The organism is Microbispora oryzae (genome assembly GCF_017896165.1).
Classification (GTDB): Bacteria; Actinomycetota; Actinomycetes; order Streptosporangiales; family Streptosporangiaceae; genus Microbispora; species Microbispora oryzae.
This window is the reverse complement of sequence record NZ_JAFCNB010000018.1, coordinates 46,451-67,783: the sequence shown is the minus strand read 5'-3', so window position 1 is coordinate 67,783 and position 21,333 is coordinate 46,451. Positions and strand designations below refer to the sequence as shown.

General features: G+C 71.2%; 23 protein-coding genes. 12 read left to right on the top strand and 11 right to left on the bottom strand.

Annotation, left to right across the window (positions count from 1 at the left end):
- Positions 1–90: 90 nt before the first annotated feature.
- Positions 91–1,569, top strand: coding sequence for a hypothetical protein (locus JOL79_RS26190; RefSeq protein ID WP_210158552.1), 1,479 nt, complete (start codon positions 91–93; stop codon positions 1,567–1,569).
- Between the two features lie 206 nt (positions 1,570–1,775).
- Here JOL79_RS26190 and JOL79_RS26185 read toward each other — a convergent pair whose 3' ends face one another.
- Positions 1,776–2,312, bottom strand: coding sequence for a YfgM family protein (locus JOL79_RS26185; RefSeq protein ID WP_307848737.1), 537 nt, complete (start codon positions 2,310–2,312; stop codon positions 1,776–1,778).
- Positions 2,313–2,474: 162 nt separating this feature from the next.
- Between JOL79_RS26185 and JOL79_RS26180 the strand changes: the two genes are divergently transcribed.
- Positions 2,475–2,870: a hypothetical protein gene (locus JOL79_RS26180; protein ID WP_210158551.1), complete on the top strand. Its 396-nt coding sequence runs from the start codon at positions 2,475–2,477 to the stop codon at positions 2,868–2,870.
- Here the strand turns inward: JOL79_RS26180 and JOL79_RS26175 are convergent.
- Entirely contained in the window at positions 2,864–3,496 is a 633-nt protein-coding gene (locus JOL79_RS26175; RefSeq protein ID WP_210158625.1) for a TetR/AcrR family transcriptional regulator, read from the bottom strand. The two genes, JOL79_RS26180 and JOL79_RS26175, sit on opposite strands and share 7 nt — an antisense overlap.
- A 1,042-nt stretch (positions 3,497–4,538) precedes the next feature.
- Between JOL79_RS26175 and JOL79_RS26170 the strand changes: the two genes are divergently transcribed.
- On the top strand, positions 4,539–5,888 hold the full coding sequence (locus tag JOL79_RS26170) for an HNH endonuclease signature motif containing protein (RefSeq protein WP_210158550.1): 1,350 nt from the start codon (positions 4,539–4,541) through the stop codon (positions 5,886–5,888).
- Between the two features lie 87 nt (positions 5,889–5,975).
- On the opposite strand, the gene JOL79_RS26165 is transcribed toward JOL79_RS26170, so the two are convergent.
- Positions 5,976–7,100 carry a CapA family protein gene (locus JOL79_RS26165; RefSeq protein ID WP_210158549.1) on the bottom strand — a complete coding sequence of 375 codons (1,125 nt, stop codon included), beginning with the start codon at positions 7,098–7,100 and terminating at the stop codon, positions 5,976–5,978.
- A 101-nt stretch (positions 7,101–7,201) separates the two neighbouring features.
- Between JOL79_RS26165 and JOL79_RS26160 the strand changes: the two genes are divergently transcribed.
- Positions 7,202–7,705, top strand: coding sequence for a Fur family transcriptional regulator (locus tag JOL79_RS26160; protein WP_210158548.1), 504 nt, complete (start codon positions 7,202–7,204; stop codon positions 7,703–7,705).
- The gene (locus JOL79_RS26155) at positions 7,702–9,150 is read left to right on the top strand and encodes a catalase (protein ID WP_210158547.1); all 1,449 of its coding nucleotides are present in this window, start codon (positions 7,702–7,704) and stop codon (positions 9,148–9,150) included. The genes JOL79_RS26160 and JOL79_RS26155 overlap by 4 nt, the downstream gene beginning before the upstream one ends.
- Before the next feature lie 112 nt (positions 9,151–9,262).
- On the opposite strand, the gene JOL79_RS26150 is transcribed toward JOL79_RS26155, so the two are convergent.
- The gene (locus tag JOL79_RS26150) at positions 9,263–9,469 is read right to left on the bottom strand and encodes a DUF397 domain-containing protein (RefSeq protein ID WP_210158546.1); all 207 of its coding nucleotides are present in this window, start codon (positions 9,467–9,469) and stop codon (positions 9,263–9,265) included.
- Positions 9,470–9,517: 48 nt separating this feature from the next.
- Positions 9,518–10,375 carry a helix-turn-helix domain-containing protein gene (locus JOL79_RS26145; RefSeq protein WP_210158545.1) on the bottom strand — a complete coding sequence of 286 codons (858 nt, stop codon included), beginning with the start codon at positions 10,373–10,375 and terminating at the stop codon, positions 9,518–9,520.
- Positions 10,376–10,661: 286 nt separating this feature from the next.
- Between JOL79_RS26145 and JOL79_RS26140 the strand changes: the two genes are divergently transcribed.
- Together JOL79_RS26140 and JOL79_RS26135 are read left to right on the top strand one after the other, a co-directional pair.
- On the top strand, positions 10,662–10,913 hold the full coding sequence (locus JOL79_RS26140; RefSeq protein ID WP_210158544.1) for a hypothetical protein: 252 nt from the start codon (positions 10,662–10,664) through the stop codon (positions 10,911–10,913).
- Positions 10,914–11,017: 104 nt separating this feature from the next.
- Positions 11,018–11,929, top strand: a complete 912-nt coding sequence (locus JOL79_RS26135) for a Rieske (2Fe-2S) protein (RefSeq protein WP_210158543.1) — start codon at positions 11,018–11,020, stop codon at positions 11,927–11,929.
- Positions 11,930–11,968: 39 nt separating this feature from the next.
- Here the strand turns inward: JOL79_RS26135 and JOL79_RS26130 are convergent, their stop codons facing one another.
- From JOL79_RS26130 to JOL79_RS26120, 3 genes are all read right to left on the bottom strand, one after another.
- Positions 11,969–12,214, bottom strand: coding sequence for a DUF8836 family protein (locus JOL79_RS26130; RefSeq protein WP_230985497.1), 246 nt, complete (start codon positions 12,212–12,214; stop codon positions 11,969–11,971).
- 6 nt (positions 12,215–12,220) lie between these two features.
- Complete coding sequence (locus JOL79_RS26125) at positions 12,221–12,970, bottom strand: sulfite exporter TauE/SafE family protein (RefSeq protein ID WP_307848735.1); 750 nt, start codon at positions 12,968–12,970, stop codon at positions 12,221–12,223.
- A 73-nt stretch (positions 12,971–13,043) separates the two neighbouring features.
- The gene (locus tag JOL79_RS26120) at positions 13,044–13,832 is read right to left on the bottom strand and encodes an ABC transporter ATP-binding protein (RefSeq protein WP_210158542.1); all 789 of its coding nucleotides are present in this window, start codon (positions 13,830–13,832) and stop codon (positions 13,044–13,046) included.
- A gap of 71 nt (positions 13,833–13,903) precedes the next feature.
- Between JOL79_RS26120 and JOL79_RS26115 the strand changes: the two genes are divergently transcribed.
- The gene (locus JOL79_RS26115) at positions 13,904–14,629 is read left to right on the top strand and encodes an Rv1486c family protein (protein ID WP_210158622.1); all 726 of its coding nucleotides are present in this window, start codon (positions 13,904–13,906) and stop codon (positions 14,627–14,629) included.
- A gap of 85 nt (positions 14,630–14,714) precedes the next feature.
- Here the strand turns inward: JOL79_RS26115 and JOL79_RS26110 are convergent, their stop codons facing one another.
- The gene (locus JOL79_RS26110; RefSeq protein ID WP_210158541.1) at positions 14,715–15,344 is read right to left on the bottom strand and encodes a response regulator; all 630 of its coding nucleotides are present in this window, start codon (positions 15,342–15,344) and stop codon (positions 14,715–14,717) included.
- Entirely contained in the window at positions 15,341–16,609 is a 1,269-nt protein-coding gene (locus JOL79_RS26105) for a GAF domain-containing sensor histidine kinase (protein WP_210158540.1), read from the bottom strand. Before JOL79_RS26105 ends, JOL79_RS26110 begins: the two co-directional genes overlap by 4 nt.
- Positions 16,610–16,732: 123 nt before the next feature.
- On the opposite strand from JOL79_RS26105, the gene JOL79_RS26100 reads away from it, so the two are divergent.
- The 4 genes from JOL79_RS26100 (at position 16,733) to JOL79_RS26085 (ending at position 19,690) form a co-directional block, all read left to right on the top strand.
- Positions 16,733–17,401 carry an SDR family NAD(P)-dependent oxidoreductase gene (locus JOL79_RS26100; protein WP_210158539.1) on the top strand — a complete coding sequence of 223 codons (669 nt, stop codon included), beginning with the start codon at positions 16,733–16,735 and terminating at the stop codon, positions 17,399–17,401.
- Positions 17,398–18,405 carry an S-adenosylmethionine:tRNA ribosyltransferase-isomerase gene (locus tag JOL79_RS26095; protein WP_210158538.1) on the top strand — a complete coding sequence of 336 codons (1,008 nt, stop codon included), beginning with the start codon at positions 17,398–17,400 and terminating at the stop codon, positions 18,403–18,405. Before JOL79_RS26100 ends, JOL79_RS26095 begins: the two co-directional genes overlap by 4 nt.
- 48 nt (positions 18,406–18,453) lie before the next feature.
- Positions 18,454–19,002: a hypothetical protein gene (locus tag JOL79_RS26090; RefSeq protein WP_210158537.1), complete on the top strand. Its 549-nt coding sequence runs from the start codon at positions 18,454–18,456 to the stop codon at positions 19,000–19,002.
- Positions 19,003–19,129: 127 nt separating this feature from the next.
- Complete coding sequence (locus JOL79_RS26085) at positions 19,130–19,690, top strand: DUF11 domain-containing protein (protein WP_210158536.1); 561 nt, start codon at positions 19,130–19,132, stop codon at positions 19,688–19,690.
- A gap of 126 nt (positions 19,691–19,816) precedes the next feature.
- On the opposite strand, the gene JOL79_RS26080 is transcribed toward JOL79_RS26085, so the two are convergent.
- Positions 19,817–21,178, bottom strand: coding sequence for an extracellular catalytic domain type 1 short-chain-length polyhydroxyalkanoate depolymerase (locus JOL79_RS26080; RefSeq protein ID WP_210158535.1), 1,362 nt, complete (start codon positions 21,176–21,178; stop codon positions 19,817–19,819).
- Between the last annotated feature and the right edge of the window lie 155 nt (positions 21,179–21,333).

The following is a 21,333-nucleotide window of genomic DNA, read 5'->3' as shown; positions in this document are numbered from 1 at the left end:
GGCTGGCTACGTTCGGCCTTCGTCGGACTACCGTACGCAGTCAGGGGGACGTGCATGTCCAGGACATCGCGAAGTATTCGAGGGCGGTGCGTGGCGCTGGCGGCCGTGACCGCCGGCGTCAGCTGGTTCACCGGCGGTCAGGCCATGGCGGAGAACGGCGCGACCACCGTGGGCGCGTGCGAGCCGCAGGGCCGGACCCCGGTTCCCGCGGGGCTGCCCGCCCTGGCCCCGGCGGCGGGCGTGCTCAGCGTCGCCGACGCCGCCGGGGCCGCGGCCGGGCAGGGACGGCCGGGGCTGCCCGGCCGGGCGGTCGCCGCCCCCGCCACGGCGGTGCCGGGCGGGCTGCCGGGCACCCCGAGGGCCCTGCCCACGGGACTTCCCGCGCCGAGGATCCTGCCCGCCGCTCTCCCGGAGGCGCCCAAGACCCTGCCCGCCGGTCTCCCCGCGGCGCCCAGGACCGTGCCCGCGGGCCTGCCGTCCGCGGCCAAGGCCGTTCCCGGCGGTCTCCCCTCCGCCGCCAAGGCCGTCCCGGCCGGCCTCCCCGCGGCTCCGAAGGCCGCCGTACCGGCCGTCGGCCCGAGGACGCTCCCCGCGTCGAACGCCCTTCCCGCGGCCACCAGGGACGTGGCCGGCCATGTGCCCGCCGCTCCCCGCACGATCTTCCCGGCGTCGAGGATGCCGCTCCTGGCCGTCGCCCCGTCCCGGCCCTCCGTCGCCAACACGGTCTGCATACCGACCGGGACCGGCACGGCGGCCGCGCCTCTCGCGGCGCCGCTCGCCGCACCGCTCGCCGCACCCATCGGCAGCCGGGCGGAGGAGTCCCGCTCCGGGAAGCGGGTGCACCCGATCGGTGAGGCCCTCCACAAGCGGCACCGGCATCCGAAGCCCGAGACCCGGCAGGACGAGGCCAGCCAGCACGCCAGCCAGCACGACACGGGCCGGCACGGGGCCAAGCGGAACGACAGCGCACGGAACGACAGCGCACGGAACGACAGCGCACGGGCCGGCGCTGCCGGCCAGGCGGTGAGCGACCCGGCCGGGGCGACCTCGATGGGCGCCGGGCAGGTCACCGAGCACCGCGGAACTCAGCGCGGAACCCAGCGCGGAACCCAGCGCGGAACGCAACACGGCGCCCACCGCGGACACCGTGACCAGGCGGACACGCGGGCGGCGGCGGGCCAGGGGCAGTCGCGGAACCAGGGCCAGGCTGCCGACACACGCCGGTCACGGACCGAGGAGTCGCAGACCGATCGATCACAGGCCGCAGGGTCGCAGGCCGGCCAGACGCCGTCTGACCAGGCACAGGCTGACCAGGCACAGGCTGGCCAGGCGCGGGCGGCCAAGCACCGGCGGCACCGTCACCACCGGCAGGGCGACGCCGCCGCTTCGGCGGCCCAGCCCGGAACGATGAGGGCGGGTGCGCGGCCGGAACGCGCGGGACGCGTCTACCCGAAGGCGTCCGCCCACTCCCAGGACGGGGACATCACCACGCCTGTGCTGGCGAAGGCGGCGAGCACCAAGGCGGTCACCGAGCTCGCGAACGCGACCGGGAAGAAACTCCTGCCATAGCACGACGACGGCCCGGCCACCCGCACCACGCGGCGCACCGGGCCGATCGAACGCCACGTCCCGGAGCGCGCGGCCGAGCGCCGAGCCCGGGATCGACAGAAGGGGCCGTGTCTCACGGCCCCTTTCTCATGCGCCTCTCATGCACCTTCTCACGCGTCCCTCATGCGCCTTCTCACGCGCCCCCATGCCCGGCGGACGGCGGAGTCTCAGCGCGACGCGTCGAGCAGGCCGTCGAGATCGTCCTCGGGCAGCCCGAGGTCGAGGCGGATGCGGTAGCGGATGCGCAGCAGCGAGTCGCGGACGGCCGAGCCCGGCGGGCACGCCCGCACACCCTCGGTGGCCCACTCATGCGCGCCGTCCAGGTCGCCGTACGCCGCGAGGGTCTCGGCGACGGTGAGAGCGGTCGCCGGATTCCACCGATCCGCCCTGATGGCGGCGATGACTTCCCGCGCCTCGTCGGGCCGGTCCAGTTCGAACAAGGTGTCCGCGATGCCCGACCGCGGGTCGACCGGCACCTCGCCGCCGTCGTCGATCGCGCTCTGGAACCGGTCCAGCGCCGTCGCCGGCTGGCCGGCCTGACGCCACTCCTCCGCCGCCAGCACGAAGATCGCCGAACGGGACATCTCCCCGGACTCATATGCCTGTGCGAGCGCGTCGAGCCGGCGGGCGAGCGCGCCGTGATCGTCGTGCAGCAGGGCCTGTTCAAGCAGTCGGTCTAGCTGCTCATTTGTCACATGTGACACAGAGCCGAGGCTACCGACGTCCCACTGTTTTCGCAGGACAACCCACGGCATTCTCGACGCCACAATTAGTACACGATTGGCTACTAAACGCTTTTAACCACTTCTAAGCGGGCATATCGCGCATCGCCGGTGCACGTCCAGCTCGGCGGAGGAGCGATACACATGTCCAAGCGAGTCATCCTGACTCTCGCTTCCGCAACGGTCCTGGCCGCCGTGGTCCCAGGCATCGCCGGCTACGCCAGCGCCCAGTTCGAGGCGCTCGACCAAGCTCGCAGGGAGCTCGCCCGCCTCCAGGCGCAGCTGCAGATGATGGAGCTCACCGTCGAACCCGCCGCCGCCGTACGATGCGGTTCCGGCCGGGCGGGCGGACGGACGGTCACCCGGGCCCCCGAGGACGACGAACGTCAGCTGACACCACCGCCGCGCACCCACAACAGGCCCTGGCACAACGACGGCAACGACAGCTCGGTGCGGATGATGGAACCGACCCTCTTCTCCTCGATCGTCGTGCCCGCCGCCGGCCCCGAGCCGGTGCGCGCACGACATCACCATCACTGAGCCGGCGGCACGCCCTCGGCCCGGAGCTGCCGGGACAGATAGCCGCGGATGAGCTGCTTCGCCTCCGCCACGATCTCGGGCGCTCCCTCCCGGTCATCCCGGAACGCGAGCTTGAGCACGGCGTCCCCCGCCTCGACGGCCACGAGGATGGCACGATCCAGCTCCGCGCTGTCCACCAGCCCGAACTCGGCGAGCAACAGCGCCCGCAGCCGCCCGGCGATCACGGTGTTGTTGTCGGCGACCGAGTCGAGCAGGTTGAGATCGAAGACGTCGCCGATATGCAGAGACCGGAAGCCCGGGACACTGCGGTGCATCTCCACGTAGACGTCGATGATCGCGTCGACCGCGTCCCACCAGCCGACGTAGTCATCGGTCAGGAAGCGGCTACCCACCCTCGACACGAAGACCTCGACGTTCCGCCTGGTCAGGGCTTGCATCAGGGCTCGCTTGTCGGGAAAGAACTGATAAAGCGAGCCGATGGCCACCCCCGCCCGCTCCGCGACACGCGTGGTGGACAACGCCTCGTACCCGCCCTCGTCGAGCAGTTCCGCGCAGGCGTCGAGCATGCGCTCGACCCTGCGGGCACTGCGCCGTTGGCTGGGCCTGCGGCGCAGCGGCTCGGCCATGCTCGCCTCGCCGCCGGCACGCTCCTGATCTTCGACGGTCGGGCCGTCGACTCCCCACACAGGCCGGCTGGACACAATCACCATCTTGCCCGCCTGGAACCTTCCCGGCAGGCCCAACCGCCCACTCCGCCGGGCTGTTCCCCACCTCCTCCCGGGCCGTTCCACTCCTCCGCCCGGCTGGACTGCTTATCGTCAGCCTCGTATCGGCGTGCCTCCCCAGGCATGCCAGGACGCGGCTCTACGGGGTCGACGGCGAGGCCGTCGCACTCTTGGCCGCGAGTCCGCCGAAGACACAACTCCAGGGTTTTCCACAGCCCGAGGGGCTCCCCGGAAATTGTCGGTGACGGTCGGTAGCGTTTCGAACACGTGATCGGACTGATGGTGGGGAGGGGGTGCTCCGATGTCGGCGGTTCGTGACTCTGGCGTCGGTGGCGTCGCCGGCTCCAGTGAGGTGCACGGCGTCACGGGGTCCATGGGCCGGGGAGCGGGTCGTGATGCCGACTCCCTCGGGTCGGCAGCCTCGGAGGCGGCTCCGGCTCCTCGTCGCGTCCCGGCGGATGGGGTGCCGCCCCTGCCGGCGGGTGCGTGTCTGGATCCTGCTTTGCCTCCGCCGGGGCGGTCTGCCGAAGACCCCGTGGGCGATAGCGCTGGCGAAGCCGCCCGTGATGCCGCGGCCGGTGATGTGGCGGCTGGTTACGGTGCCGGTGATGTCGCGGATGTGGTGTTGGGTTTGGTCACGGGGATGGCGCGTGCGGGTCTGCCGGACAGTCCTGCGGTGTGTTTCCACGAGGCGGAGACGCTGATTCAGGCGATGGACGTGATGGGCTCGCTGGTGGCGGGCCGGTTACACGTGGTGAACGTCACGGGCGAGGCGAAGGCGCATGGGCATGCCTCCACCACTTCCTGGCTCCGCTCGGACAGACCGAGTGCCCCTGCGCCGAGCACACCCCCACCGGCTGCCTCCGCACCGGACGCTCCCCCACCGGACGCGTCTGCGTCGGGCGCTCCCACACCGGACGCGTCAGCACCGGATGTTCTGGGCGTGGCGGGTGTACCGGGGGCGCCGTGGGTGGTGCGGCGTGGTCCGGGGATGACCGGTGCGCAGGCGTCGCGGTGGTTGCGCCTCGCCACGGAGGTGGCCCGCCTCCCCCTGGTGGAGGAGCGTTACGGGGCCGGGTCCCTGTCCGGCGGAGCCGTCGATGTGATCACCACGGTGACGGCCAAACTCACCGACGAGCAGGCGGCCGAAGCCGAGCCGATCCTGGTGGAGTTGGCCGGCAGTGCGACGTGTGCGGAGGTGGCCAAGGCCGGCCGGTACATCCGGGAGATCCTCGACCCCGGCACCCTCGTCGAAGAATGCAAGAACGACTACGCGTCCCGGTTCCTGCTGCTCCGCCCGTCCGACACCGGTGGGGTGGAGGGTGAGTTCCGCCTGCCCAGGGAGGCAGCGGCGCGGCTGCGGGAGTTCATGACCGCCTACGCCCGGCCGAAGGACAGGGACGACGACCGGCCGCTCCGCGTCCGCCAGGCCGACGCCTTCGCCGCCCTGTTGAGCGAGAAGGTCACCACCGAACTCCTCGTCATGGTCCGCGTCGAATCCCTCCCCGACGACATCCTCGCCCCCACCGGCGCTGCCGCAGACGCCACTACCGATGCTGCCGCTGCTGCCGCCGAAGACGCCGCTGCGAGCGCTCTCCCAGACACGGGCACAGACGCAGACGCGAAGACACGGGCGAGGACACGGGCGGAGACACGGGCAGCAACACGGGCAGAGGCCACGGGAACGCGCGGCGCCGCGGAGGCGACAGCGGAAGCGCAGGCGGAGGCGTGGGCGGAGGCGACAGCGGAAGCGCAGGCGGAGGCGTGGGCGGAGGCGACAGCGGAGGCCGGCGGTGTGCGGGCTGACGCGTGCCGCACCTGCGGGCACGCCCCCGACCGGTTGGCCCCCGGGCTGCTCGTCGCGACCGGGCATCTGCTGCCCGTCAGCGACGTTCACCGGCTGGCCCGGAACTCACGGTTGACCCGGCTGGTGATGGACGCCAAGGGTCAGGTGCTGGACATGGGCCGCTCGGTCCGCCTGGCGACCCCGGCCCAGCGGAAGGCACTGCTGGCGCAGTACGCGACCTGTTACTGCCAGGGGTGCCCGATCCCCGCCGACATGGCCGAAGTCGACCACGTCCACGGCTGGATCGACGACGGCGTGACCAACCTCGACGTGCTGGCCCCCGCCTGCACCTTCCACAACCGCGACAAATTCGCCCACCCCCACCGCTACACCGCTCGCCGCAACCCCAACGGCACCTGGACCCTCCTCCACCACCCCAACCGCCGAAAACACGAACGCCCCGCCGGGCTACCGCGCCCCAACCGGGTCACCCACCCACCGGGATAAGCGGGATGGGACGGCCCGGGGATACCGAAGCACGCCCCGCCGACACGCGCCGCTGGTACGCCCCCGAGACAGGCGCCGGCCGGGGGCTCAGGTGTCGTCGGACAGTCCGGTGCAGCCGCGCAGCGCCTGGTAGGAGTTCACGGCCTGCTGCTTCGCCTGGCCGGCGAGCGGGATCGGCACGCCGCCGTTGATCCGCGCCGGCGTCCACTGCTCCTTGAGGACGTCGCGGCCCTTGACGGTCAGGGTGAGGACGCCGGTGGTGCCGGTGTCCGGACCCCAGTTGTAGAAGGCGAAGTTGCCCAGGCCGTACTGCACGAAGGCACGGCCGTGGAAACCACCGCCGAGCAGGATGTGGGCGTGGCTTCCCACCACCACGTCGGCGCCCGCGGCAACCAGGTGGTCGGCGAGGCTCCGCTGGGCCGGGGTGGGGCACTTGACCAGTTCCGTACCCCAGTGGAGGAAGACGATGACGGTGTCGGAGCTCTTGCGGGCCTGCCGTACGGCCCGCAGCAGCCGGGGCTCGTCCTTCGCGGACGCGAGACCGCCCTTGGTCGCGGTGGCCGTCCAGGATTGAATGAACTGGGAGTCGAGCACCTGCGTCGCCCCGATGAGCGCCACCCGGTTGCCCCGCACCGTGGCCCGGTACGGCCGATACGCCTCGGTGGCGTTCCGCCCGATGCCCACCACAGGGAAGCCGCTCTTGCGGATGGCGGCCAGCGAGTCGCGGAGCCCGCCCTCCATGTAGTCCATGCCATGGTTGTTGGCCATCGTGACGACGTCGACCCCGGCCGCCTTGAGCGCGGTGAAGGCGCTGGGCGGCGCCCGGAAGGTGAACTGCTTGCCCGGCGCGGGGGTGCCGCCGGTGGTGATGGCGGTCTCCAGGTTGAGCGCCGTCAGGTCCGACCTGCGCAGCACCGCCGCGATGGGTCCGAGTGCCGTACGAGGGTCGGCGTTGAGGCGGGCGCGCAGAACACCCTCGAAATGCACGTCTCCGGCGAACGAGATCGTGTACGGCCGAGGTGAGGGCGACGGCGACGCCGCTTCACCGGGGCTCTCGGCGGCGGTCGGGGCCGAGGCCGCGGTCGACCCGGCGGTTGAGGCGGAGGCCGGGGGCACCTGCTCGCCCTCGGCGGCCGCGCATCCGGCCAGAAGGAGGAAGCCGAAGAGGGGAAGGGCCAGATGGTGACGTCTCACGGCACCCGAGCATGCCATCTCCCGGTGACATCCGGGTGACGCCCGAGAGATTGCCGTCCACAACTAACTTGGATACTTCCTTTACTTGAGTCATTCAGGTTTGCTGTTAGCGTGGGGGTGTGCAGGATTCCGACCGGCTCCGACATGCCGGGCTGCGGGTGACCGCGGCCCGGCTCGCCATCATGCAGACCGTGCGGGAGGGGGATCACCTCGACGTGGACGCGGTCCACCGGGGTGTCTGCGAACGCGTCGGGCAGGTCTCCCTGCAAGCCGTTTACGACTCTCTGAACGCGCTGCACCGCGGCGGCCTGCTGCGCCGCATCGAGCCCGCGGGCAGCCCCACCCGGTACGAGACACGTGTGGGAGACAACCACCACCATCTCGTCTGCCGCCGCTGCGGGAAGGTCACGGACGTCGACTGCGCCGTTGGCCACGCCCCCTGCCTGGACCCGGTGTCCGACGCCGGATTCCTGGTGGACGAGGCGGACGTGACCTACTGGGGCTTCTGCCCCGACTGCCGAGCGGCCGAGGGCCGCCACCCGACGGATGACCAGCGAACCGGTCCATCCGCGATCCCGCAATCCGAACAACCCCGAAAGGAACCCGGGAGGATCGCCCCATGAGCGACAGGCCGGTTACTACGACCGATGCGGGCATTCCCGCGCCGAGCGACGAGTTCTCGCTGTCCGTCGGCCCGAACGGGCCGCTGCTCCTTCAAGATCACTACCTCATCCAGAAGATGGCCCACTTCAACCGGGAGCGGGTCCCGGAGCGGGTCGTCCACGCCAAGGGCGGCGCCGCGTACGGCGTCCTGCGCATCACCGAGGACGTCAGCCAGTTCACCAAGGCCGGGCTCTTCCGGAAGGGCGCGGAGACCGACCTCCTCCTGCGCTTCTCGACGGTGGCCGGCGAGCTGGGCAGCGCCGACACGGCCCGCGACCCGCGCGGCTTCTCGATCAAGTTCTACACCGACGAAGGCAACTACGACATCGTCGGCAACAACACGCCGATCTTCTTCATCCGCGACCCCTCGAAGTTCTCCGACTTCATCCACAGCCAGAAGCGTCGCGCCGACAACCACCTGCGCGACAACAACATGCAGTGGGACTTCTGGACGCTGTCGCCCGAGTCGGCCCACCAGGTCACGTTCCTGATGACCGACCGCGGCACGCCGGCGAGCTGGCGGCACATGCACGGCTTCGGCTCGCACACCTTCCTGTGGTACAACGCGGCCGGCGCGAAGTTCTGGGTGAAGTATCACTTCAAGACCGACCAGGGCATCAAGAATTTCACCGCGGCCGAGGCCGACGCGATCGTCTCGCAGGACGCCGACTACCACATCCGCGACCTGCACACCGCGATCAAGAACGGCGATCACCCGTCCTGGACGGTGAACGTGCAGATCATGCCGTTCGAGGAGGCCGCCGACTATCGCTTCAACCCGTTCGACCTGACCAAGGTGTGGCCGCACGCCGACTACCCCGAGATCACGATCGGCAGGTTCACCCTCACCCGGAACCCGGAGAACTACTTCGCCGAGGTCGAGCAGGCCGCCTTCGAGCCCGCCAACATGGTGCCCGGCATCGGCGCCTCACCGGACAAGATGCTCCAGGGCCGGCTGCTCTCCTACCCGGACGCTCACAGGTACCGCATCGGGCCCAACTACCTGCAGCTGCCCGTGAACCGGCCGAAAGCTCCCGTCCACACCTACAGCAAGGACGGCCCGATGGCGTTCACCAACCCGAACGATCCGATCTACGCGCCCAACTCCGCCGGTGGCCCCGCGGCGGACCCGTCGATCTTCGCGGGCGAGAGCTACCAGATCGCCGGGGAAATCATCCGCAGCGCGTACGCCAGGCACCGGGAGGACGACGACTTCGTCCAGCCCCGGGCGCTGTGGGAGAACGTGCTGTCCGACACCGACCGGGAGCACCTGGTGAGCAACGTCGTCGGCCACGCCTCGGCTCCCGAGGTCACCGCCGACATGCGGAAGCGCGTGGTCGAGTACTGGACCAACGTGCACAAGGACCTCGGCCAGGGAGTCGCCCGCGGCCTTGGTCTCTCCTGACCCCCGTTCCCCTGCGTACGGCTCGCGCCTCCCCCGGAGGTGCGAGCCGTACGCCTGTTCCGGGCAGGCCGCGCCCGGAACGCCGTGAAGCGCCTCAGAAGTCTCAGGCGCCTCAGATGTCGAACTCGCCGTCCTTCACGCCTCCGAGGAACGCGTCCCACTCCGCGGGGGTGAAAACGAGGACCCGGCCGTCCCGGTCCTTGCTGTCCCGTACGCCCACCTGGCCGTCGGCCAGACGCGCGACCTCCACGCACATGCCGTTGTTGGAGCTGCGGCTGCTCTTCCACCACGCGACGTCGCGCGCATCAGATGCGTTCATCGATTCAGGGTCTCTTCCCCCCGGAAACGATCCGGGGCGGCTCATGGCTCATCGCCAGCGGCTGACAGTTCTCTCAATGAGCTTCCGGGAGGCCAGCACGTCGAGCGCCTTGGTCTCCAGGTAGTCGAAGGCGACCTCGTAGCGGTAGACGATCATCTCGTCCTCCAGCAGTCGGCCGCCGAGAAGCGCCTCCAGATACACCACGTCATGGAAGTCGGGCACCTTCAGGTGGCAGAACGCCCCGACGTTGATCGGGTGATCGCCCTCCAGCGGGAGGACCCGCAGCGTCACGTTGGGCAGCTCCGTCGCCTCGACGAGCCGTCCGAGCTGCTCGCGCATCACCTCGTCGTCGCCGAACCGGCGCAGCAGGACGGACTCCTCCATCACCACCGAGAGGTTCAGCGGAGGCTCGGCCCTGAGGACGGCGCCCTGCCGGGCCAGGCGGACCTCGATCCGGCTCCGGACCCCGCCGGGAGCCTCAAGCGTGCTGCGCTGTCCGCTCGCCATCATGGCCCGCACGTACGCCTCGGTCTGGAACAGACCCGGCACGACCTGGGGTTCCCAGTCGCGTGCCGCCGTGGCCTCGGCCTCCAGCCCCAGGAAGGTCGTGTATTCCTTGGGCAGGGAGTCTCGATGCTCCTCCCACCAGCCCTTCCGGGTCGCGTCCCGGTGCAGGGCGAGCAGCTCTTGGCGCTGGCTGGAATCTACCATGTAGATCACGAGGAGAGCGTTCACATCCGCCTCGCGTGGCGACGTCCGGGCCGTCTCGATGCGGCTGACCTTCGCCGCCGACCAGCCGAGGCGGGCCGCCACCTGCTCCCCGGTCAGATCGGCGCGTTCGCGCAACCGGCGAAGTTCCTGCCCCAGGCGCCGCCGTCGGACGATGGGACTGACGTGGTCCGGCATAGCGGACCTCCTTCGCCACCTGAGGGGACGCCGGGGGAGCGCCCTCTCCCGAAGGCTACCTCTGCCTGCCGGAAATGCAGAGAACGCCGGAAATGTCGGTGTGCGGTGCAGGGCACGTTGCAGCGCCCGTAACCGAGCATGTGACGGCGTATCGGGAGAAGAACCGCACGGGTTTTCTTACACCGAGTATTGCCGTCATATCTCTCGTGGGTCACGATCGAAGCCGAACGATTTTCGGCTTCCCGAGGCATCCGATCGGGTCGCCCGGAAATCTCCCGCACGCCCGGTGACGATCAACGAGAACTCCACGCCACACCAGAAGGAGTCTCCATTGCGCCCGCACCGCATGACTTGGCTGACGCTCCTCCAGAGCCGGATGACCATCGCGGACACGGCGTTGTGCGCGGACCAGGACCGGTGGGCCAGGGAGCTCAGGTGGACGGTGAACCGGACCGGCTTCGGCGCCAGGACCTACCGTGACCCGCGCTTCGACCTGGTCCGCGAGCTCGAAGAGGTCGGCCGGCTGTTCTCCGTGTGACGGGCGGCCCCGCGCCACGGGTGAGGCGCGCCGTGGCCGCCGTCCGTTCCGCGATGTTCATGGGCGTGCGGCATGGGTACGGGCTGGAATGTTAGGGGGCGAAGATGGAAGAGACGACCAGGCCGCGACGGACGGGCCGGCTGCAACGCATGGTCCCGTCTCCCGAAGTCCTCGACGGGCTGGAGCGGACCGCCGCGTTCGACAAGCCGATCGGCGCGCTCGCCAAGGCCGTGCGGGGCGCGCTCGGGCCCGGGAAATTACGCGACTTCCTGCACGGCGTGCCCATCGGGCACCCTCTGCACCCGGCGCTCGCCATGGTGAGCTTCGGCTGCTGGCTGTCCACCGCCGTGCTCGACCTGACCAGGGCCGACCCGCGGGCGGCCCGTAGCCTGATCGTGGCGGGCCTCGCCAGCGCCGTCCCCGCCGCCGCCGCGGGCCTCACGGACTGGTCCGTGCTCCACCGCGAGCAGCAGCGGGTGGGCCTGGTGCACGCGCTCACCAACGTCGCCGCCGCCGCCCTCTACACGGGCTCCCTGATGATGCGGGTGGCCGGGCGGGAGCGGATCGGCCGGACCCTCGCGTACGCCGGGCTGGGCGCGGCCGGAGTGGGCGGCTATCTCGGCGGCCACATGGCCTACCGGCAGGCGGCCGGGGCCAACCACGCCGAGTCGGTCAGCCATCTGGTCCCGCTCGGCTGGCACGACCTGTGCCCGCTGAAGGATCTGCCGAACGGGCGCCCGGTCATGCGCCGGCTCGGCTACATCGACCTGTTCGTGCTGCGGATGGGCGACGAGGTGAGCGTCCTGGCGGACAGCTGCTCCCATCTCGCCGGTCCGCTGCACCAGGGACGGATCACCGTCGTGGAGGGTGAGCCCTGCGTCATGTGCCCCTGGCACGGGAGTGTCTTCCGCGTCGAGGACGGCTCCGTGGTGCACGGCCCGGCCACCTCGCGCCAGCCGGCCTTCCGGACGCGCATCCGGCACGACGGCGTCCTGCAGGTCCGCCCGGCCGACTGAGCCGGGGCTCCGCGTCCGGCCTCACTCCAGGGCGCGGCCTCACTCGACGTCCGGGCCGCGGTCGTCGGCCGGATGCTCCACCAGGGCGAGGATGCGGTTGGACATGAACCTGGCCGTCCGGACCGGTGTGCCCGTACGGGTCACCTCGGTCACCTCGACCACTCCCCGGCCCGTGGTGATCTCGATGCGGCGGCCGGCCCGGGTCGCCACCACCTCATAGGTACGCGGAGTGCCGCCGGCATCTATGACGATCTCCACCCGGTCGCCCTTCATGAAGGGAGACATACCCTTTCAGGACAGCAACTTCACAATCGCGACCACACCGATCACGACGATGAATCCCCGCAGCAGCGGGGCGGGAAGCCGGCGGCCGAGCCGGGCTCCGGCGAATCCGCCCACGGCCGAACCGGCGGCGATCAGCAGCACGGCCGTCCAGTGCACCGGCGCGACCAGCGTGAACAGCACCGCGGCGGTGGCGTTGACCAGCAGGGACAGCAGGTTCTTCGCCGCGTTGACGCGCTGGATCTCCTCATCGAGGAAGCTGCCGAGCAGCCCGATGAGAATGATGCCCTGAGCCGCCCCGAAGTAGCCGCCGTACATGCCCGCGAGCAGGACGCCCACCCACGCCCACGGGCCGCCGTGGGGATGAGGGGGCCGCCGCTCAGCCAGCCACCGGTTGAGCTTCGGCTGGACGAGCACCAGGACGCAGGCGACGGCGATGAGCACGGTGACGATCGCCGTGAAGGCCTTCTCGGGCAGGTTGAGCAGCAGCAGCCCGCCGGCGAGTGAGCCGAGGACCGACGCGGCGCCGAGCCGGATCAGCCGGGCCCGCTGGCCCGCGAGCTCCGGCCGGTAGCCGAGCACACCCGTCATCCCGCCGGGCACGAGGCCCACGTTGTTGGACACGTTGGCCACGATCGGCGGCAGGCCGACCGCCAGCAGGGTGGGGAACGTGATCAGCGAGCCCGAGCCCACCACCGCGTTGACCGCTCCGGCGCCGATACCCGCGACGAAGACGCCCGCCATCTCCAGCGGAGTCACGTACGCCGCTCCCTCACATGGCCCCGCTCCCCGGGACGGTCTCCCGGCCGGGCGGGACCTTCGCGGTCACCGGTCATGCGGGGCGGGCGTACCAGCGTCCCTCCCCGCCGCGGTCGAGGGTCAGCGGGACGCCGAACGCGCTGGACAGGTTCTCCGCGGTCATGACCGACTCGATCTCCCCCTGGGCCACCACCGACCCGTGGCGGAGCAGCAGCACGTGGGTGAACCCGGAGGGGATCTCCTCGACGTGGTGCGTGACCAGCACCATCGTGGGCGACTTGGGGTCTCGGGCCAGTGTGCCGAGCCGGCGTACGAAGTCCTCCCGGCCGGCCACGTCGAGCCCGGCCGCGGGCTCGTCGAGCAGCAGCAGCTCCGGATCGGGCATCAGCGCGCGGGCGATCTGCACCCGCTTGCGCTCGCCCTCGGAGAGGGTGCCGAACCGCCGGCGGATCAGGTGGGCGCAGCCGAGCTGGTCGATGAGCTCCACCGCCCGCGTGACGTCGTGCGAGTCGTACTCCTCGGTCCACCGGCCGAGGATGGCGTAGGAGGCCGTGAGCACCAGGTCGATGACCTTCTCCTCCGGTGGGATCCGCTCGGCGAGCGCCGTGCTCGCCAGGCCGATCCGGGGCCTCAGATCGAACACGTCCGTCTGTCCGAGACGCTCGCCGAGGATCTCGACCGAACCCTCGGACGGGTACAGCAACGACGCCGCCACCTGCAGCAGCGTCGTCTTCCCCGCGCCGTTGGGGCCGATCACGACCCAACGCTCGTCTTCCCGGACGCTCCAGTCGATGCCGCGCAACAAGACGGAGCCGTCCCTGCGGACGGCCACATCCTGAAGCCGTAGCACCTGACCGCCCATCGCGGCCCCCTCCCATGGTTCGCTGAGACAAAACTACGGTAGGGCCAACGCATATCGTGGATCGGGTGCGCATCGATTCATCCGTCGCCCCCACACTGGTCGCCTGGACGAACTCGTGGCTCGCCGGGCAGGTGAGCCTCGACGACGCCGTCGACCGCGTGGAGCGGGTGGCGGGCCCCCAGGTGGTGGCCGCGGAATCCGGGGAGACGACGCTTCGCGCCTTCCTGATCGACCGGCGCTCCGACGGCCTGTGCGGTTTCCGGCTGGCCCTCCCCGTTCCCGGTGATCCTCTCGGGCTGACCGGCCCGCCCGCGTTCAACGGCGCCGCCATCGAGGCCGGTGAGGCCGCGATCGCCGTGCTGCCGGGGCGGTGCGTGGGGCTGGTGCCCGCCCAGGACCGCCGCGGCTCCTCCTACTCCGGCATCCGGTGGACGGCCGAGGACGCCTCTCCCGCCATGCCGGACGTGCCGTCCCTCGCCGAGGCGGAGCGAGCGCTGACGGGCGCCATGCTCGCCGCCACCGACGCCCTGTCGGCGGTGGACGGCCCGGCCCAGGGCTTCCCCTCCCTGCGGGGCGGGGAGGAGGAGCTGGCCCCCGGCTACCCCGGGCGGGCTCACCGGGTCGGCGCCCTCGCCGCCCGTCTCGCCGCCGCGCTGCGCCTCGCCGACGGGCGGGGCCTCACCTCTGGCCAGGTCGCCGTACGCCATGAGGCGCTCCGCGACCTCGACCGGGCGGTACGGCGGGCCCGGGTGGCCGCCCATCACGCCCTCGCGGATCTCGGCCAGACGCAGCCGTGAAGCCGGGCCCGGCTCATGGCCGGGTCAGGCCCGGGTCGGGCGCAGGGTCGGGCACAGGGTCACCGGCCGGGCTCACAGCCGGGGATCAGGCCAGGCCATGCCGTACGGCGAACAGGGCGGCCTGGGTGCGGTCCTGCACGCCGAGCTTCATGAGCACGTTGGAGACGTGGGTCTTCACGGTCTTCTCCGACACGGCGAGCCTGCGGGCGATCTCCCGGTTCGAGCAGCCGGCGGCGATCAGCCCGAGCACCTCGCGCTCCCGTTCGGTGAGGAGCCCCGCGGAGGCGGCGTCGGCGCCCGGAGTACTCGCGGGGCCGGCCAGCACGGCCTCCGCCGCCTCGGGGGCGAGCAGCATCTGACCGCCGTGGACCGCCCGGATGGCCTGCACCAGCGCCGTGGGGTCCACGTCCTTGTAGAGGAAGCCCATCGCTCCTGCCCGCAGGGCCGGGGTGACCCCGGCCCGGTCGCTCACCGAGGTGAGCACGATCACCCGGACGTCCCGCGCGTCGATCTCGGCGAGCGCCCCCAGCCCGTCGAGCACCGGCATCTTCAGGTCGAGCAGCAGCACGTCGGGGCTGAGCGACCGGGCCAGTTCCACCGCCTCGGCGCCGTCGCCGGCCTCTCCGACGACCGCGATGTCGTGCTGGATCTCCAGCAGGGTGCGCAGGCCCTGGCGGACCACCGGGTGGTCGTCGGCGATCAGGACGCGGATCACGCGGGCACCTCCAGTCTTACGGTCGTCCCCCGGCCGGGGGCGGAGACGACGGCGAGACGGCCGCCGGCGGCCTCGGCGCGGTCGGCCATGGAGGCCAGGCCCAGGCCGCCCACCCCGGGCTCGTCGAATCCCACGCCGTCGTCGATCACCTCAAGGGTGACGGACGGGGTGACGGACGGGGTGACGGACGGGGTGACGGACGGGGTGACGGACGGGGTGACGGACGGGGTGACGGACGGGGTGACGGACGGGGTGACGGACGGCGGCCCGTACGAGAGCCGGACGTCCACCCGGGTGGCACGGGCGTGGCGGAGCGCGTTGTGCAGCGCCTCCTGGGCGACCCTGAACACGGTGACCTCGGTCTCCGACGGCAGGCCGGTGGGCGGGTCTCCGGCGCAGAAGAAGCCGACCGTGATCGGCTGGAGCCGGTCGAGCAGCCGGACGTGCCGGCGGAGGCTGTCGACGAGCCCGTGCCGGTCGAGCTCCGGCGGCCGGAGCTCGACGATCACGGCGCGCAGCTCCGTGATCGCCTCCCCGGCCAGGCGCTCGACGCGTTCCATCTCGGCGGCGGCCCGCGCCGGGTCAACGGGCGCGAGGCCGGCCGCGGCCCGCGCGGTCAGCCGGAGCGAGAAGAGCTTCTGGCTGACCGCGTCGTGGAGCTCGCGGGCCATCCTGGTCCGCTCCTCAATTACGGTCAGCTCGCGGCCCCGCTCGTACAGCCGCGCGTTGGTGAGGGCGATGGCGGCGTGTGCGGCGAAGAGGGTCAGCAGCTCCTCGTCGGCCTCGGTGAAGCCGCCCGGCGTCCGCTTGTTCGACAGGAAGACGATGCCGAGCACCTGGTCGCCGTCGAGGATGGGGACGCCGAGGAAGTCCTTGAGCACCGGATGGGCCTTCGGCCACCACCCGAACCTGGGATCCCTGCGGATGTCGGCCAGCCGGACGGGTGCGGCCTCCCGCAGCATCGCGCCCAGCATGCCGTGCTGGCGCGGGGTGGGGCCGATCGCCGCCCACTGCTCGCCGGAGATGCCTTCGGCGACGAACTCGGCGAACGCGCCGTCTTCGTCGGGCACGCCCAGCGCGGCGTAGCGGGCGTCGAGGAGCCGGGCGGCCGACCGCACGATCACCTGGAGGACTTCGCGTACGGACAGGTGACGGGTGACCGCGAGGACGGCCGAGCTGACCGCGTGCAGCACCTCGTCGCGCTCCGGCCCGCTCGCCTGACCAGTGGCCTCGGTGGGGTCGGTGGGGTCGGTGGGCTGGGACACGTCCCCCAGCCTAGGTCGTGGCCTGGGGGAGGGGATCGGTCCCTGGGCGTAGGCCGACCCGACGAGCCCGGGCCGGTCGCACGGCCGATGTGCCGGCGGGCCCGCCTCCCTAGCGTCGAGTGCATGAAACAGGCTCTTATCACCGGAGCGTCCCGCGGCCTCGGTCTCGCCCTAGCCAAGGCCCTGGCTGCCGACGGATGGTCGCTGCTGCTCACCGCCCGCGGCGAGGAGGACCTCTACTCCGCCGCGTTCGACTTCGGCTTCGGCGTCACGGCCATCGCGGGGGACGTCACCGACCCGGCGCACGTGGCCCGCCTCGCGGCGGCCGTCCCCGAGCTCGATCTGCTGGTCAACAACGCGAGCGGGCTCGGCCCCACGCCGCTCCCCCGGCTCGCCGACTACCCGCTCGCCGGCCTGCGCGCGCTGCTGGAGACCAACGTCGTCGCCCCGCTGGCGCTGGCCCAGGCCACCCTGCCCGCGCTGCGTAAGCGGGGCGGTGCGATCCTCTCGATCTCGTCGGACGCGGCCGTGGGGGCGTACGAGGGATGGGGCGGGTACGGCGCGACCAAGGCCGCCCTCGACCAGCTCTCGAACGTGCTCGCCGCCGAGGAGCCCGAGGTCGCGGTCTGGTCGGTCGATCCGGGCGAGATGCGCACCCGGATGCTCGCGGAGGCGGTGGGCGAGGACGAGGCCGCCGCGGCGCCGCCCCCCGAGACCGTCGCCGCCGCGCTCGTCCACCTCGTCTCCGCCCGCCCGGCCGGGGGCCGGTTCACCCGCGGGGAGCTCCCGTGATCACCGGCTTCACGCTGCCGCCCGGGTCGGAGGCGGCGACGCCGCCGGAGGCGCGGGGACTGCGGCGCGACGGCGTCCGCCTCCTGGTGTCCCGCAGGGACAGCGGCGAGATCACCCACCGGACCTTCACCGACCTGGCCGATCTGCTCGCGCCCGGCGACCTGCTGGTCGTGAACAACTCCGCCACGCTCCCCGCCGCCGTACGGCTCGACCGGCTCGCCGTGCACTTCTCCGGGCGGATCCGGTCCGGGGAGTGGCTGGTCGAGCTGCGGCGCCGGACGGCGGGGGCCACCGAACCCTACGACGGAGCCGCGCCCGGGGAGTGGCTGCCGATGCCAGGCGGCGCCACGCTCAGGCTCGCGGGCCGGGCCACGCCGCGGTTGTGGCGGGCGCGGCTCGACACCGACGTGCTCCCCTACCTGGAGCGGCACGGGGTCCCGATCCGGTACGGCTACGTGCGGGAGGACTGGCCGCTGGCCGACTACCAGACGGTCTTCGGCCGGGAGCCGGGCAGCGCCGAGATGCCCAGCGCGGCCAGGCCCTTCACGACGGAGCTGGTCACCGCGCTCGTCTCCCGGGGGGTGACGGTCGCGCCCATCACGCTGCACACCGGTGTCGCCTCCCCGGAGAAGGACGAGCCGCCGTACCCGGAGTGGTTCTCCGTGCCGCCGCGGACGGCCGATCTGGCCAACCTGACCCGCGCGAACGGCGGCAGGGTGATCGCGGTCGGCACGACGGTGGTCCGGGCGCTGGAGACCGCCGCCGCCGGCTCCCCGGACGGGGCGGTCCGGCCGTCGTCGGGGTGGACCTCGCACATCGTCGGCCCGGCCACGGGGGCCCGCGCCGTCGACGGGCTCGTCACCGGCCTGCACGAGCCCCGCTCGACCCATCTGATGATGCTCTCCGAGATCGCGGGCGCGGAGCTGGTCTCCCGGTCGTACCAGGCAGCGCTGCGGGAGTCCTACCTGTGGCATGAGTTCGGCGACAGCCACCTCATCCTCTGAAACTAACGGTGTGATCCCGTTGTGACGTCATTGGTAAAGGCTTGCCGCATGCGAACCCTCATCGCCACGTTCACGTCGCTCCTGGCGGTTCCTCTCTGCGCGGTCGCGCTCACCGCCGCGCCCGCCGCCGCCGTCACCGCTTCCCGGAGTGAGGCGTCCGCCGCTCGCGCGGCCTCCTCCGCCCCCGTGCGGATCAGGGTCCTCTACCCGGTGCGGGTGCGGGCCGGCCGCGTCACGTCGACCACGGTGAAACTCACCAACAACACGAAGACGAAGACGCAGGAGATCTTCCTGGCCGTCAAGTACCCCAAGGGCGCGACCGCGGTCCGTATCTACGTCCCGAAGAACTCCCGCTACCACGAGCGGTGCACGCGGGAGCGGACGCGGGCGCTGTGCCTGCTTCCGGGGCTCTCCAGGGGCCACAGCTACACGTTCTACGCGAAGGCGTGGGTCAGCGGCTCCGCCCGCGGCAACCTGTACGGGTACTTCGGCGGCACCGTGCTCGACACCTCGCTCGACACCGATCCGCGTCAACTGCTCGGCGACGTCTCCCCGGAGCTCAGGTGGATCAAGTCGAAGAGCAGCATCATCCGTTGACCGTTCCAAACCGAAAGGGGAATTTCGTAAAAAAGATCTTTACGGGTTATCTGTCCCGGTGATAGAAACGCCTCCTCATTCACAGGGGTTTATTTGTTCCCCCCACTCCCCAAGGAGACTTCCTCACATGCGTCACCGGATCGCGAAGATCGCCAGTCTCGCGCTCGTCGCGCCGCTCGCGACGGGGGCCGCCTTCTTCGCCGCGGCGCCGGCCCAGGCCGCTCCCGCGAGCGTGAAGGCCGTAGCGGCCAAGGCGAGCGACCCGTACTCGGTCTTCAAGGTCAAGCTCCGCGCCCCCTCGAAGGCCAAGGTCAACAGGAAGATCACGTACAAGCTCGACGTGGTCAACTCGGGGCCGTTCGACGCCAACTACTACTGGCTCGGCGGGACCCTGCCCAAGGGCGTCACGAAGGTCTGGTACCGGGGCGCGAAGGGCACCCAGTGCGACTTCGAGGGCCGGACCGTCATCTGCTGGAACCCGTACATCCTTGAGGTCGGCGACTCCGACTGGCTCGACCTCACGGTCCAGTTCAAGAAGGGTCTGACCGGCAGGGCGACGGCCAAGCTCGGTGCGATCGTCTTCGACGTCCCCACGGGCGCCGAGGACCTCGACCGCCGCGCGCTCAAGGAGCTCGGCTACAAGAGCTGGTTCTACGCCAAGTCGGCGACGACGCGCATCGTCAAGTAGCACCCAGTTCACCCCGACGAGATCGCCCGCCTGGAGCGTCCAGGCGGGCGTTTCCGTTTCTCCGTCCCCGTTCCCCGGCGGTGCCGTGCCGGGGAACGGGGAGAGCGGGCAAGGGATCCCCTCAGATCACGAGCAGGCCGCCCCGTTCAGGGTGAATGAGGACGGCGAGCCGGTGTTGCCCGTGTGTGTCGCCTGGAAGCCGAAACTCGTCGATCCGCCCGGCGGGATCGTCGCGTTGTAGGAGAGGTTCCCGGCCGTCACCTGCCCGCTGGACGGCGCGATGGTGGCGTTCCACGCCCCCGTCACGGTCTGGCCGCCCGGCAGGGTGAACGCCAGCGACCAGCCGTTGATCGTCGACGACCCCGTGTTCGTGATGTTCACCTGCGCGGTGAGGCCGTTGTTCCACGCGTTGACCGTGTACGAGACCCGGCACGCCCCTCCGGGCTGCGAGCTGGGCGAGGACGACGGGCTCGGGCTCGGGGACGCCGTGGGGGACACGGTGGGAGACGCACTGGGCGACACAGTGGGGGACGGCGTGGGGGACGGCGACGGGCTCTGCGGCGCCGAGCCGTCGAGGCCCAGGAACGCGATCGCCATCGCGGCCATGCCGCCCAGGGGGAGGCTGTGCCCGACGCCTTGGACGCTGATCGCCTCGACCGGCGCCTGGGTGCCGGTGCCGCCGTAGCGGGTGCGGGTCCAGCTCGACTGCGGGTGATCGGTGAACGAGGGCGTCTGGCTCACCCCGAGGACGTTCGTCCACTGCTTGATCTCCTCGCCGAAGTTGGGGTAGGCGAGCGTCGTGTCCGTCGTGCCGTGCCACACCTGCATGCGCGGGCGGGCACCGGTGTAGCCGGGGTAGGCCGCGCGGACGAGGTCGCCCCACTGCTGTGGCGTCTTGATCAGATTCCCGCTGGAGCAGGTGCTGTTCCAGCTGGAGCCGTCCGTGGTGGCGAAACACCCGAACGGCACGCCCATGAACGCCGCCCCCGCCTTGAAGACGTCGGGGTAGTCGCCGAGCAGGACGTTGGTCATCATGCCGCCCGACGAGGCCCCGGTGACGTACACCCGGTTCGGATCGGCGTTGTTGTGCTGCAGGACGTACCTGACCATCGAGATGATGCCCACCGGGTCGCTGCCGCCGTCGTGCCGGAGCGCCTGGGGCGAGGACACGTCGAAGCAGGAGCCGCTCCTGGTCGCCGACGGGTAGACGACGATGAACCCGTAGCGGTCGGCCAGGGACGCGAACTCCGTGCCGGAGTAGAAGGCCGGGCCTGATCCCGTGCAGTAGTGCACCGCGACCAGGATCGCCGGCCGTGGCGCCACATTGTTCGGCACGTACAGGTACATGCGCAGGTTGCTGGGATTAGTACCGAAATTAGTCACCTCGGTCAGGCCGGCGGCCGACGCCGTCTGTGCCGTCACCAGCGCCATGACGACGAGGACCGCCGCAGTGATCGCCGCGCCCACGGCGCGGATCTTCGCTCTCATCCACTGCCCCTTCCGTCATTCGAAACATTTGGAAGCTCTACCGAAATGTTTCTGGAGGCAAGCAGCGGATAGATCCACATCAGCTGAGCTGGAGAGGGAGAGCGAACCCTGTGAAACTTTCGCCGTCGTCGTTCAACGTCGGCCTCCGCGTCGCG

Excerpts from the sequence above, each read along its gene's own strand:
- JOL79_RS26155 (WP_210158547.1), top strand. The coding sequence starts at position 7,702 with ATGAGCGACAGGCCGGTTACTACGACCGATGCGGGCATTCCCGCGCCG.
- JOL79_RS26080 (WP_210158535.1), bottom strand. The coding sequence starts at position 21,178 with ATGAGAGCGAAGATCCGCGCCGTGGGCGCGGCGATCACTGCGGCGGTC.
- JOL79_RS26135 (WP_210158543.1), top strand. The coding sequence starts at position 11,018 with ATGGAAGAGACGACCAGGCCGCGACGGACGGGCCGGCTGCAACGCATG.
- JOL79_RS26150 (WP_210158546.1), bottom strand. The coding sequence starts at position 9,469 with ATGAACGCATCTGATGCGCGCGACGTCGCGTGGTGGAAGAGCAGCCGC.
- JOL79_RS26085 (WP_210158536.1), top strand. The coding sequence starts at position 19,130 with ATGCGTCACCGGATCGCGAAGATCGCCAGTCTCGCGCTCGTCGCGCCG.
- JOL79_RS26145 (WP_210158545.1), bottom strand. The coding sequence starts at position 10,375 with ATGCCGGACCACGTCAGTCCCATCGTCCGACGGCGGCGCCTGGGGCAG.
- JOL79_RS26100 (WP_210158539.1), top strand. The coding sequence starts at position 16,733 with ATGAAACAGGCTCTTATCACCGGAGCGTCCCGCGGCCTCGGTCTCGCC.
- JOL79_RS26165 (WP_210158549.1), bottom strand. The coding sequence starts at position 7,100 with ATGGCATGCTCGGGTGCCGTGAGACGTCACCATCTGGCCCTTCCCCTC.
- JOL79_RS26090 (WP_210158537.1), top strand. The coding sequence starts at position 18,454 with ATGCGAACCCTCATCGCCACGTTCACGTCGCTCCTGGCGGTTCCTCTC.
- JOL79_RS26120 (WP_210158542.1), bottom strand. The coding sequence starts at position 13,832 with ATGGGCGGTCAGGTGCTACGGCTTCAGGATGTGGCCGTCCGCAGGGAC.
- JOL79_RS26175 (WP_210158625.1), bottom strand. The coding sequence starts at position 3,496 with ATGGCCGAGCCGCTGCGCCGCAGGCCCAGCCAACGGCGCAGTGCCCGC.
- JOL79_RS26180 (WP_210158551.1), top strand. The coding sequence starts at position 2,475 with ATGTCCAAGCGAGTCATCCTGACTCTCGCTTCCGCAACGGTCCTGGCC.
- JOL79_RS26130 (WP_230985497.1), bottom strand. The coding sequence starts at position 12,214 with ATGTCTCCCTTCATGAAGGGCGACCGGGTGGAGATCGTCATAGATGCC.